Below are 12,684 nucleotides of genomic sequence, written 5' to 3' on the forward strand. Positions count from 1 at the left end.
GTATTGACATATTCCCGTACATCAATGAAAGGTGGCGGACATCGTTGTCGGATGACATCGTTGTCAGGAGGAGTCCGCCATGCTCCGTACTCGCATCGCCGCCGCCCTGGCCGGCCTTGCCGTGACCGTCCCCATCGGCGCCTCGGCGCAGGCAACCGGGCCCACCGACCCGGCCGCCTACGTGAACCCGTTCATCGGCACCACGAATCTCGGCAACACCTACCCGGGCGCAGTCCGGCCGTTCGGCATGCTGGCCTGGAGCCCGCAGACCTCGCGCGGCAACCAGATCGCCACCCCGGCCCCGGGCGGCTATCAATACACCGCCACCCGGATCCGCGGGCTCAGCCTCACCCACCTCAGCGGCGTCGGCTGCTCGGGCGGCAACGGCGACATCCCGATCATGCCGATCACCACGGCGGTGACCGGCTCGCCGACCGCGGACACCACCGACGCGGTCTACGCGAGCACGTTCGCGCACGTCAACGAGGCGGCCGAGCCCGGCTATTACCGGGTCGGCCTGGACAGCGGGGCCGGCGCCGAACTCACCGTCACCGACCGCACCGGGCTGGGCCGGTTCAGCTTCCCCGCCGACAAGCCGGCCGGGCTGCTCTTCCGCACCTCGCTGTCGGAGACCGGCAGCGCCGACGCCACCGTCCACATCGACCCGGCCACCCGCACCATCACCGGCTCGGTCAGCGCCGGCAACTTCTGCGGGCCGCAGAGCACCGACAACTCGCACGCCTACTACACGCTGCACTTCGTCGCGACCCTCGACCAGCCGTTCGAGACCACCGGGACCTGGACGGACGGCACGCTCAGCGCGGGCGGCACCGACGCGCGGGGCGGCAGCGGCTACAGCGCCACCGGGCGGCCGGTCGCCGGGAAGGGCTCGGGCGGCTACGTGACGTTCGCGCCGGGGACGACCGCCGTCACGATGCGCGTGGCCATCGCGTACACAGATCTGGACGGAGCGGAACGGAACCTCGCCGCCGAGTCACCGGAGGATCTTGGCTTTGATGATGTCCGGGCGAAGGCCCGGGCCGTCTGGAACGAGCGGCTCAACAAGATCAAAATCGGTGGGGGTACGCCGGACCAGCGCGCGATCTTCTACACGGCGCTCTACCACTCCGCCCTGGAACCGACCCTGACCAGCGACGCCGACGGCCGTTACTACGGTGCCGACGACCGGATCCACCAGGTCGGCGGGCGGCAGAAGGCGCAGTACGGCACGTTCTCCGGCTGGGACGTCTACCGCGCGCAGGTCCAGCTGCTGGCCCTGCTGGACCGGCGGCAGGCCAGTGACTATGCGCAGTCGCTGTTCAACTACGCCACCCAGCGCGACGGCGAGTGGGATCGCTGGCTGCTGCAGCACGGCAAGACCGCGGTGATGTCCGGCGACCCGGCCGCCGCCGCGATCGCCGCCATCTACGCGTTCGGGGCCCGCGACTTCGACGCCCGCGGCGCCCTGACATCCCTGGTGCACGCGGCGACCGTGCCGACCGCGAACGACGAGAGCGACGACGGCTGCAACGTCGAGTGCGTCGGCCAGCGGCCGTCGCTGGAGGAGTACCTGAGCCTCGGCTACGTGCCGGCCGACGACTGCCACTGCTGGGGCGGCGCCGCCGAGACCCTGGAGGACGCGGCCGCCGACTACGGCATCGCCCGGCTGGCCGCGGCGCTCGGTGACCGCGCCACCTACCGGACGTTCCTGGCCCGCAGCCTCAACTGGCGCAACGTCTTCGACCCGCAGGCCAAGGCCGACCCGGGCCTCGACCACAACATCCGCGAGCACATCACCGCGATCACCGCGAGCGGCGAGAACCCGCCCAGTGAGGGGAAGGCGCAGGGCTTCGACGGCGACAAGGGCACCAAGTGGCTGACCTTCGACACCACCGGCTGGATCGCCGCCCGGCTGGACGCGCCGCTGACCGTCGACCACTACGCGCTCACCTCCGGCAACGACGAGCCGGGGCGCGACCCGGTCGACTGGGAGCTGCAGGGCTCGGCCGACGGCGTCACCTGGACCACGATCGATTCCCGAACGGACCAGACCTTCGAAAAACGAGGGCAGACCTTGGGGTACGCCGTGAGCGAGCCCCAGCCGTACGCCAATTATCGTCTGAATGTCGTTAAGAACGGCGGTGAGGACATCGTGCAGCTCGGTGAGATCGAGCTGGCCGACCCGGCGGTGCCCACGCCGGCGCCGATCGACAGCCCGTATGTCGGCTGGATGCGCGACCGCTACCGCGACGGCACCTGGGCCGAGGGGTTCACCCCGTCCTCGCAGACCGGGTTCGTCGAGGGCAGCAGCGCCCAGTACACCTGGATGGTCTACTCCGACGTGCTGACCCTGGCCGAGCGGATGGGCGGCACCGGCGTCGCGGTCGAGCGGCTCGACGCGTTCTTCCGCAACCCGGACGGCACGTTCGACCTCAGCGCCAAGAAGCTGACCCGCTTCGACGCCACCAACGAGCCGGACATCCAGACGCCGTACCTCTACAACTATTTCGGCGCCGCCTACAAGACCCAGGAGACGGTGGCGGCGATCATCGGCACGAAGTGGAGCAACGGCACCGGCGGCATCCCCGGCAACGACGACGCCGGCACGATGAGCGCCTGGTACGTACTGTCCGCGCTCGGCCTCTATCCGACCGTCCCGACCCGGGCCGAGCTGGCCCTGACCACGCCGCTGTTCCCGCGGGCGGTGGTCCGGCTCGGCAGCGGCCGCCCGCTCGTCATCGACGTCTCCGGCACCGGTCCCTACGTCCAGGGTCTGAAGATCAACGGCCGGGGGACGACGAAGGCCTGGCTGCCGGCTCGCACGGTCTCGACCGGCGGCCATCTGACGTACGCCCTGGGGACGGCACCCAGCCGCACCTGGGGCAGCGGCCCTGGCGACGTGCCGCCGCAGAACTGAGGTTGCCGCTTCGATGAGCGCGGGGCCGGGTGCACCGATAGCGTGATCGGTGAGGGGAGTGGTGCATGAGTCTGGAAAAGGTGGTCTTCGGCTTCTTCGTGCTGCTGGCGGCCACGCTGAACTTCGGCTTCTTCATCGGCGACCTGTCCGACCCGGCCCTGCACAACGTCTACGAGCTGTTCGCCGCGGTGGTGGTCAGCCTGATCACCACCGTGCTGAAGTTCGGCGACCGCACCCAGATCGGCGCGGTGCACCTGGCCACCAGCCTGGTCGCCGACCTGCAGCTGATCGCGGCCGCGCTGATGTGGGCGTGGGGCACCCAGATCGAGGGCGGCCTGACCCCCGGGACGATGGCCGCCGTCGTGTCGCTCTCCGGCGGCGCGCTGCTGGCCAACCTGGTCTCGGTCGTGCTCCTGGTGATCGAGACGACGACGTTCCACCGCCGATGACGGCGCGGCGACGCCACTTCTCGGCGCGCTACGCCGAGCAGTCCCCGACGATCTTCCTGATCCTGCGGCGGATGCGGGTGCCGCTGATCTTCCTGATCGTGATCTTCTCGGTCAGCGTGCTCGGCCTGACCCTCATCCCCGGGCAGCGCGGCACCGGCATGAGCTTCTTCGACGCGTTCTACTTCATGAGCTACACGGCCACCACGATCGGCTACGGCGAACTGCCGGAGCCGTTCAGCGGCGGCCAGCGCCTCTGGGTGATGGCGACGATCTATCTGACCGTCGTGGGCTGGGCCTACACCATCGGCTCGCTGCTGGCCCTGATCCAGGACCGGACGTTCCGGCAGGCGCTGGCCCTGCGCCGATTCAGCCGTACGGTCAACCGGTTGCGCGAGCCGTTCCTGCTGCTCGCCGGCTACGGCCAGACCGGGCAGATCCTCGGCCGGGCGCTCGACTCGCTGGGCCGCCGGATGGTGGTGCTGGACCTGTCGGCCGAGCGGGTGGACGCCCTGGACATCGACTCCTACCACGCCGACGTGCCCGGCCTGGTCGGCGACGCCACCGACCCGCACACCCTCGACCTGGCCGGCCTGGAGCACCCGCGCTGCGAGGGCGTGCTGGCGCTGACCGACAGCGACGAGGTCAACCTGGTGGTGGCGATGACCGCGGCGCTGATCCGGCCGGACATCCCGGTGGTGGTGCGCACCCTGTCGCCGGCGATCGAGCACCGGATGCGGTCGTTCGGCTCGCCGACCGTGGTCAACCCGTTCGACCGTTTCGGCGATCACGTCCGGCTGGCCCTGCACGCGCCGGCCTCGTACCAGTTGATGTCCTGGCTGGTCGGTGGGCCGGGCGCGGAGCTGCCAGCGCCCGGCCGGCCACCCGCGGCCGGGCGCTGGGTGGTGTGCGGCTACGGCCGGTTCGGCCGCAAGTTCGTCGAGGACCTGCGGGCCGACGGCCTCGAGGTCACCATCATCGACGCGGCCGAGCAGGAGGACGAGCCGGGGGTGATCGTCGGCGACGCCGCCGATCCGGCCGTGCTGCGCCAGGCCCGGCTGGCCGACGCGGTCGGGTTCGTGGCCGGCACCGACAACGACGCCACCAACCTGTCGCTGATCGCCGCGGCCCGCCGACTCCACCGCGGCCTGTTCATCGCCGCCCGGCAGAACCGCCGGGCCAGCGCGCCGCTGTTCGCCGCGCTGGAGATCGACTGGGTGCTGGTGGCGGCCGAGGTGGTGGCCCGGGAGATCTACGCCCAGCTGAGCACGCCGCTGCTGTGGCGGTTCCTGCAGGACATGCCGGGCCGCGGCAACGAGTGGGCGGACCGGTTGCTCGACCGGCTGCAGGCGCACTGCGGCAGCCGGCTGGGCAGCGTCTGGAAGATGACCCTGTCCGACGCGGAGGCGCCCGCCCTCGGACCGTGGCTGCGCGGCGGTGACGCCCTCCTCGGCGATCTGCTGCGCAGCCCGCACAACCGGGACGAGCAGGTGGCGGCGGTGCCGCTCCTGCTCCTCCGGGACGGCGAGACGATCCTCGGGCCGGAGGACGACGTACGCCTGGCGGCCGGCGACCAGCTCCTGTTCGTCGGCCATCCGGTGGCCCGGCGCGCCCTGATCGACATCATGCTCAACCGCGCGACCAGCGAGTACGTCCTGCACGACCGTACGGTCCCGGCGGGTTGGCTCTGGCAGCGTCTTTCCCGCCGGATACCGGATTCCTGACCGGCATTCTTGCCGGTCAGCCGGTGCTCCTGCCGCTCAGCGCCTTCGGGTTTCGGTCAGCGGCTGAAGGCGAAGCGGCGCTTCTTCTTCGGGCGCAGGCCGGACAGGGTGTCGGCGCCCTGGCGCAGCAGGCGGGTCGCCCGGTTGGCACCGCGCCTCTTCTCCAGGGTGTCGCTGAGCTTGCGGGCGCCAGCCGCGGCGAGCGGGACGGCGACGGCCATGATGACGAAGCGTCGGATCAGATTCGGGATCATTTTCGTCAAATACCCGCTCGGGCCGCCCGCCATGCGTCAGCCGCGCCACCAGTCGTCGAGCGGGGTGACCGGGACGGTGCGCTTGTGCCGGGTGGCCAGGTAGACCGACTCGACCCGGGCGGCCAGCTCCGGCGTGACGCCGACCCCCTCCAGATAGTCGTCGATCTCGGCGTAGGTGAGGCCGAGGGCCACCTCGTCGGGCAGCGCCGGGCGATCGTCCTCGAGGTCGGCGGTCGGCACCTTCTGCCAGGTGCTGGCGGGCGCGCCCAGCTCGCGCAGCAGGGCGGCACCCTGGCGCTTGGTCAGGCCGGTCAGCGGGGTGAGGTCGACGCCGCCGTCGCCGTACTTGGTGAAGAAGCCGGTCACCGCCTCGGCGGCGTGATCGGTGCCGACCACCAGCAGGTTCAGCTGGCCGGCGATCGAATACTGGATCACCATGCGCTCGCGGGCCTTGATGTTGCCGCGGACGAAATCGCGCAGCCGGGGCTCCTCGCCGAGCAGCTCGACCAGGCCGAGGGCGGACTCGGCGGCGACCGCGTCGGCGCTCGGCTTGACGTTGACCGCGATCGACCGGTCCGGCCGCAGGAACTCCAGGGCGATCTGCGCGTCGTCCTCGTCGGCCTGCACCCCGTACGGCAGACGGGCCGCCACGAACGTCGCCGGATGCCCCTCGGTGCGCAGCTCCTCGGCCGCGAGCTGGCACAACCGCCCGGTGAGGGTGCTGTCCTGACCGCCGCTGATCCCGAGCACGAAGCCCTGGGCTCCAGTGGACCGCAGATAGTCCTTGAGGAAGTCGACGCGCCGGCGGATCTCCGCCTTCGGCTCGATCGACGGTTGCACACCGAGCTCGGCAAGAATGTGCCGTCTTAGGTCCGTCACGCCCCGAACTGTAGTGGCGGCCGCCCGGCAAATCGGGCCAGACTGGCAGCAAAGTTAATTCGATCTCACCGCATCCGGATTCACACCTGGCATCTACCGGAGGCCACGGCGTAGCTTCCGTTTAGCCCCTTGCGAATGAGGAAGGACACGTTGACCGCGATCTTCGGAAACGCGCCGGGGTCACTCTCCGATCTGGAGGTGATCTCGCAACTCGGGCGCGGTGCGGAGACCGTGGTCTACCGGGTTCGCCGGCACGGCGGCGACTACACGCTGAAGGTGCTGACCGCCCCCGACGCGGAGAAGGCGCTGCCCGCGGTGCGCCGGGAGGCCGCGCTGCTCGGACATGTCGGGCATCCGCTGCTGCCGCGGATCTTCGAGGTCGGTTCGAGCACGGCCGGGCCCTACCTGATCCTGGAATACATCGACGGGCTCCCGCTCTCCGACACGCTGCGCCGCGGCCCGTTCGACGAGAGCGCCGCGGTCCGGCTCGCGATCGACCTGACCGGACCCCTCGCCGCCGCGCACCGGGCCGGCATCGTGCACCGCGACGTCAAGCCGGACAACGTGATCGTGGAGCCGGCCGGCACCGGCCGGCTGATCGACTTCGGGCTCGCCGCCCGCGGCGGGGTCCACGACGACCGGGTCGCCGGCACGCTGCTCTACTGCGCCCCCGAGCAGACCGGCATGCTGAAACGACCGGTCGACGGCCGCTCCGATCTGTACGCACTGGGCGTCCTGCTCTACGAGTGCGTCACCGGCCAGGTGCCCTACCAGGCGAAGGACGCGGGCGAGCTGATCCGCCAGCACGCCACCGCGCCGATCCCGGACGCCCGCACACGGTGCCCGGGCCTCTCGCCGACGATGGCCGGGATCATCGCGACGCTGATGGCCAAGGACCCGGACGACCGCTACCAGAGCGGCGAGAGCCTGCTCAGCGACCTGGGCCGGCTGGCCGCCGACCCGGGCGCCACCCTGGTGATAACGGCCGACCAGGGTGCCGTGCAGCCGATCGGCCAGCAGCGGCTGGTCGGCCGCGACCAGGAAGTGATCACCCTGGCGCACCGCTGGCTGCGGGCCCGGGACGGGGCCGGCGGCGCGGTCGTGGTCGAGGGCCCGGCCGGCGCCGGCAAGACCCGGCTGGTCAAGGAGCTGACCAACGCGGTCGCCTCGGACGGCGACCTCACCCTCTACGGCAAGTGCGTGCCCGACGATCCGGTGCCGCTCGCCCCGCTGCGCGGTGCGGTCGAGCGCTACCTGCGGACCGTGAAGCGCCTGCCGCCGCCCGATCGGGACCGCGCGGTCGAGCAGCTGCGCCGGGCCGCCGGCCGGGGCGGCCCGCTGCTGCGGACCCTGTCGCCGCTGCTGGCCGACCTGGTGCAGGCCCCCGAGATCGACGAGCTGAACCGGCACGAGCAGTTCGTCAACGCGGTCGCCGCGTTCCTCATCGGACTCGCCGACGAGTTCCAGGGTGCCGTCCTGCACATCGACGACGTGCAGTGGCTCGACGACCCGACCCGCCGGGTGCTGCAGCGGATCACCAGCCGGCTCACCGGCACCCCGCTGCTGGTGATCGCGACCAGCCGCGACGACCCGGACAGCGCGCCCGCCCTCAACCGCTTCGGCGCCGACATGGACGCCACCCTCGACACCCGGCTGCCGCTGCCGCCGCTCGACCCGGACGCGGTCCAGGAGCTGGTCACCGAGCACCTGGGCGCGGCCGAGCTGCCCGCCGGGCAGGTCGAGGAGCTGGCCCTGCGGGCCGGCGGCAACCCGTTCACCATCGGCGAGTACGTCCGGGCGGTCTTCGACGCCGGCCTGGTCACCCCGTCGTGGGGTGGCTGGCAGCTCGACATGGCCGGGCTGGACCGGCTCGAGCTCTCCGGCGACGCGGTCGACCTGGTGCTGCAGCGCATCGACGGCCTCGGCGCGGACAGCCGGCGGCTGCTGGTCGCCGCGGCGGCGGGCGGCCGGTCCTTCCCGACCGACCTGGTCGCGAAGGTCTGCGACATCGACCCGCGGTGGGCCCGCGGCATGCTGGCCGAGGCCGAGTCGCGCCGGCTGGTGACCGCCACCGGCGCCGACGGCTACCGCTTCCTGCACGACCGGATCCGGGAGGCGCTGCTCGTCGGCCTGGACGCCGACGCGATGCGCCGGCTGCACCAGCGCATCGCCGAGGTGATGGAGGCGGCCGCCCCCGACGACCCCCGCTTCGTCTACGCGATCGCCCGGCACTACGCCCGCGGCGAGACCGACCGCCGGCCGCAGCGCGTCTACCTCAGCGGGTTCGCCGCCGGCCGGCTGGCCCTGGCCGATCAGGCCCCGGCCGAGGCCTGCGAGTTCCTCGAGGTGGCGGCGCGCGCGGCCCAGTCGGCCGGGGTCAACCCGCCGGCCGCGTTCTTCCTCACCCGGGGCATCAGCTGCGCCCGCTCCGGCCGTTTCGGCGAGGCCCTGCGCCACCTGGACGACGCGCTGCGCGGCGAACCGGACCGGCTGCGCCGCGCCGAGATCCGGGCGCAGACCGCGATGGTCCACAACAGCGCGTGGAACCCGGACCGGGCGTTCGACGCCGTCCGCCTCGGCCTCGCCGAGCTGGGCGCGCCGCTGCCGCGCGGCCGGGTCGGGATGGTGCTGAGCACGCTGGTGTCGCTGGTGACCGGCCTGATCGTCGGCCGCACCCACCTGGGCTTCGGCACCGCCCGCGGCCGCGCCCGGGACCGCTACCGCCTGCAGGCCGTCCTCTGCGACATAGCCACGTTCGCGCTGTCGATGCGGATGCGCCGGGCGATGCGCGCGACGATGAGCCTGCGCGCCCTCTACCCGATCAACCGGCTCGGGCCGGGCCGCGAATACGCCCAGCACATGGCTGGTCTCGGGGTGATCGCCGACGTGGCCGGCCGGGCGAAACTCGCGAACCATCTCTTCGACCGGGCCTACGCGGTGGCCGGCGACATCGGCGACCCGCAGCTGGTCGCCTACGTCGAGTGGAAGCGCGGCGCGGGCAGCCACCTCAGCGGCCGCGACGACGAGAGCCAGGTGTGGAGCCGGGTCCTCATCGAGCACGAGCGGTGGCTGGAGCTCGGCGACTACCTGACCGGCGTGTCCACCGTGTGCATGCAGTACTTCAAGCGGGGCTGCACCGCCGAGGCCGAGGCGTGGTACCAGCGGGCCCGCGCCCGGCTCGGCCCGGGCGCCGAGGCGGAGGGGGCCGCGATCGGCGCGGTCGGGGTCGTCATCGCCGCCCAGCGGGGCCGGACCGAGGAGGCGACCGCCCGGATCGAGGCGCTGCGCCGGTTCCTGCGGGCCAACCCGGAGAACCCGATGCAGCTGATCAACCTGTACGGCGCGCAGATGGTCGCCCTGGTCGAGCAGAGCGAGTTCGGCGAGCCGTTCGAGCGGCTCGCCACCGAGTTCGCGGCGCTCGGCCTGGACGCCGCGTCGATGGTCCCCGAGCAGCGCATCTACTACGTCTTCGAGGCGCTCGGCCGGCTCGCCCGGTGCCGGGCCACGCACCGCGGCCTGGACGCCGCCGAGGCCGCGATCACCGCGCTGGGGAAGATGGCCGACACCAAGCCGCTGCGCGCGTTCCACCTGGTGACCCGGGCCGACCTCGAGGTGCTCCAGGGGCGGGCGGCGGACGCGATCCGCACCCTGGCCGGCGTCGACGCCGAGCTGGTGCCGCTGGACGCGCCGCTGATCGCCTACGAGTCGGCCCGGGTGCACGCCCGCGCCCTGGAGGCGCTGGACCAGCCGGCCGCCGCCGGCCACCAGGCCAAACTCGCCCAGATGATCGCCGTCGAGCAGCAGTGGCCGCAGCGGATCCGGTGGGTCACCGACGAGTTCCGGGTCGCCCAGCACGCCTCCACCCAGCCCGGCTCGATCACGTTCACCACCAGCGACCCGATCCTGCCCCGGCCCGAGCCGGTGAGCCCGGCCGGCGGCGCCGACCGCTACCAGCGCCGCCTCGAAGCGTTGCAGCAGGTCAGCCTCGCGTCGGCGACGGTCCTCGACCCGAGCGCGCTGGCCCGGGTGGCGCTCGACGAGACCCTGCGCATCCTCGGCGCCGAACGCGCCTACCTGTTCCTGCTCGATCGCGACCTCGGCCGGCTCGTGCCGCACGTCGGCCGGGACGGCCAGGGCAACGACATCCAGGAGCTGACCGGCTACAGCTCCACCCTGGTCGACCGGGTCCGGCACTCCGGCGAGCCGCTCGTGGTGACCGGCAGCGAGGAGGGCGCCGCGCTCGGCTCGCACAGCATGCAGACCCACGGCCTGCGCAGCATCCTGATCGCCCCGCTGCAGGTCGACGGCCAGCTGCGCGGCATCGTCTACCTGGACAGCCGGGTCGCCAAGGGCGTGTTCACCGCCGACGACGTCGACATCCTGAAAGCCATCACCAACCACATCGGGGTGTCCCTGGAAACCGCCCGCGCCGCCCAGCTGGAGGTCGCGGTGCAGGCCGCCCGGCGGCAGCGCGACGTGGCCGAGACGCTGCGCGCGGCGATGGCCGACCAGAGCTCCTCGCTCGACCCGGACGAGGTGATGCACCGGCTGCTGACCAGCCTGACCCGCACCCTCGGCGCCGACTCGGCGGTCCTGGTCACCCGGTCCGGCAACGACCGGCTGGAGGTCGCCGCCGCCTACGGGACGACCGCGCCGGTCGGTGCGCAGCTGCCGTCGGTACCGGCCGTCCTGCTCGACCTGACCGGCCCGCGGGCGCGGACGGTCTTCCCCGGCGACCGGGCGCCGTTCGGCGGGCTGCTCGGCGCCCCGCGCTGCTGGTGGGCGATCCAGGTGGCGCAGCGGGGCGAGCCGTTCGGCTTCCTGCTGGTCGGGGCGGACGGCGAGGGCGTGATGACCGAGGCGCAGATCCAGATCGCCGCCGCGATCGCCGATCAGGGCATGACGGCGTACGAAAATGCTCGTCTCTTCAGCCAGGTGCGCGAGATGGCCACCATGGACGGGCTCACCGGTCTCTACAACCGCAACCACTTCTTCGCCGAGGCGGGCCGCCAGGTGAGCCTGGCCCGGCAGTACGGGCAGCCGGTCGCCGCCATCATGGTCGACATCGACCACTTCAAACGCATCAACGACACGTACGGCCACCCGGTCGGCGACGAGGTGATCCGGATCGTGGCCGCCCGGCTGCGCGACGCGCTCGGCGAGGGCGACGTGCTGGGCCGCTACGGCGGCGAGGAGTTCGCCGTGGTCACCGTGCAGATGCCGGCCGTCGACCTGGCCGAGCGGCTGCACAGCCTGGTCTCCGGCGAGCAGGTGCCGACCGCGGTGGGCCCGTTGCCGGTGACGATCAGCGTCGGCCTGGCCCACGGCGACGGCACCGAACCCGACCTGCGGCAGCTGCTCAGCCGCGCCGACCGGGCCCTCTACCAGGCCAAGCACAGCGGCCGCGACCGCGTCTGCGTCGCGCCGTAGGGCTCAGTCCCAGTCGGCCCAGGCGATCCAGCGCTCCGCCCGCAGCACCAGCAGCAGGGCCGCCGCGAGGTCGTCCGCGTCCCAGCCGCCGGCGAAGTCGTCCCGGCCGTACTTCTCGTCCAGCGCCACCAGATCGGCCATCGGCGGCGGGCGGCGGGTGGTGACCGGCCCGGACACGCTGACATAGCTGCGCACCGGCCCGTCGGTGACGTCCACGCACAGCGTCGCGTGCCCGCTACGGACCGCGTTGCGCGACTTCACCGCGGCCGCCTCGGCAAGAACGAGGATCTCGCCGCCGGCATAGCGGAAATGCACGGGTACGGAGTGGATCCAGCCCGCTTCGTGCAGCGTGGAGAACACCCCGGTGACCGGCCGGGCCAGCAGCGCGATGCTCTCGTCGCGGCTCAGCCGCCGCCGGTTCTCGTCCACGGCTGCACAGTAGTCACCCTTTCGAGTTCGGTCGGGCGCGGTGCGCGCGTTGCCCGGCGCCGGTTCGCTAGCGTCGCCCGTCATGAGTGCAGCCCTGCTACCCCCGGAGCAGTACTACGCCAGCCTTCCGAAGAGCATCAGTGGCGCCGGGGCGATCCTGTACGACGAGCGGGGCCGGGTCCTGCTCGTACGGCCGTCGTACCGCGACGACACCTGGGAGTTCCCCGGCGGCGGGCTGGAGGACGGCGAGTTCCCGCTCGACGCGGCCCGGCGCGAGCTGGACGAGGAGCTCGGTCTCGACCGCAAGCCCGGGCGGCTGCTGGTGGTCGACTGGGTGCCGCCGCAGCCCGACGGCCGGCCGGCGCTGGTCAACTTCCTCTTCGACGGCGGGCTGATCACCGAGGAGCAGGCCGGGCAGCAGATGCAGCTTGATTCCGACGAGCTGACCGAGTGGCGGCTGGCCGCCCCGGACGAGTGGGACGAGCTCCTCGTCCCGCACATGGCCCGCCGCCTGCGCGCCTGCGCCGACGCCCTGGCCGGGGGCCACACCGCCTACCTGCACGACGGCTGGCATCCCGGGTAGGAAGGCGGGGCCTCCCTACCCG

8 protein-coding genes are annotated in these 12,684 nt (G+C 72.4%); 5 read left to right on the plus strand and 3 right to left on the minus strand.

Annotated features, from left to right (window positions below):
* Window positions 1–79: 79 nt before the first annotated feature.
* From Adu01nite_RS12360 to Adu01nite_RS12370, 3 genes are all read left to right on the plus strand, one after another.
* Entirely contained in the window at window positions 80–2,917 is a 2,838-nt protein-coding gene (locus Adu01nite_RS12360) for a GH92 family glycosyl hydrolase (protein WP_203726759.1), read from the plus strand.
* Between the two features lie 65 nt (window positions 2,918–2,982).
* Window positions 2,983–3,366: a DUF6394 family protein gene (locus Adu01nite_RS12365; RefSeq protein WP_203726760.1), complete on the plus strand. Its 384-nt coding sequence runs from the start codon at window positions 2,983–2,985 to the stop codon at window positions 3,364–3,366.
* Window positions 3,363–5,087, plus strand: coding sequence for a potassium channel family protein (locus tag Adu01nite_RS12370; RefSeq protein ID WP_203726761.1), 1,725 nt, complete (start codon window positions 3,363–3,365; stop codon window positions 5,085–5,087). Before Adu01nite_RS12365 ends, Adu01nite_RS12370 begins: the two co-directional genes overlap by 4 nt.
* A 56-nt stretch (window positions 5,088–5,143) precedes the next feature.
* On the opposite strand, the gene Adu01nite_RS12375 is transcribed toward Adu01nite_RS12370, so the two are convergent.
* Complete coding sequence (locus Adu01nite_RS12375; protein WP_203726762.1) at window positions 5,144–5,341, minus strand: hypothetical protein; 198 nt, start codon at window positions 5,339–5,341, stop codon at window positions 5,144–5,146.
* 36 nt (window positions 5,342–5,377) lie between these two features.
* Window positions 5,378–6,220, minus strand: a complete 843-nt coding sequence (gene nadE / locus Adu01nite_RS12380; protein WP_203726763.1) for an NAD(+) synthase — start codon at window positions 6,218–6,220, stop codon at window positions 5,378–5,380.
* Window positions 6,221–6,355: 135 nt separating this feature from the next.
* On the opposite strand from nadE, the gene Adu01nite_RS12385 reads away from it, so the two are divergent.
* Window positions 6,356–11,650 carry a diguanylate cyclase gene (locus Adu01nite_RS12385; RefSeq protein ID WP_203726764.1) on the plus strand — a complete coding sequence of 1,765 codons (5,295 nt, stop codon included), beginning with the start codon at window positions 6,356–6,358 and terminating at the stop codon, window positions 11,648–11,650.
* Between the two features lie 3 nt (window positions 11,651–11,653).
* On the opposite strand, the gene Adu01nite_RS12390 is transcribed toward Adu01nite_RS12385, so the two are convergent.
* The gene (locus Adu01nite_RS12390; RefSeq protein WP_203726765.1) at window positions 11,654–12,079 is read right to left on the minus strand and encodes a pyridoxamine 5'-phosphate oxidase family protein; all 426 of its coding nucleotides are present in this window, start codon (window positions 12,077–12,079) and stop codon (window positions 11,654–11,656) included.
* A gap of 82 nt (window positions 12,080–12,161) precedes the next feature.
* Here Adu01nite_RS12390 and Adu01nite_RS12395 point away from each other — a divergent pair, with 82 nt between their 5' ends.
* Window positions 12,162–12,662 (plus strand): NUDIX domain-containing protein, encoded by a 501-nt coding sequence (locus Adu01nite_RS12395; RefSeq protein WP_203726766.1) that lies wholly within the window; start codon window positions 12,162–12,164, stop codon window positions 12,660–12,662.
* Window positions 12,663–12,684 lie beyond the last annotated feature (22 nt).

This window comes from Paractinoplanes durhamensis (assembly GCF_016862175.1).
GTDB lineage: Bacteria > Actinomycetota > Actinomycetes > Mycobacteriales > Micromonosporaceae > Actinoplanes > Actinoplanes durhamensis.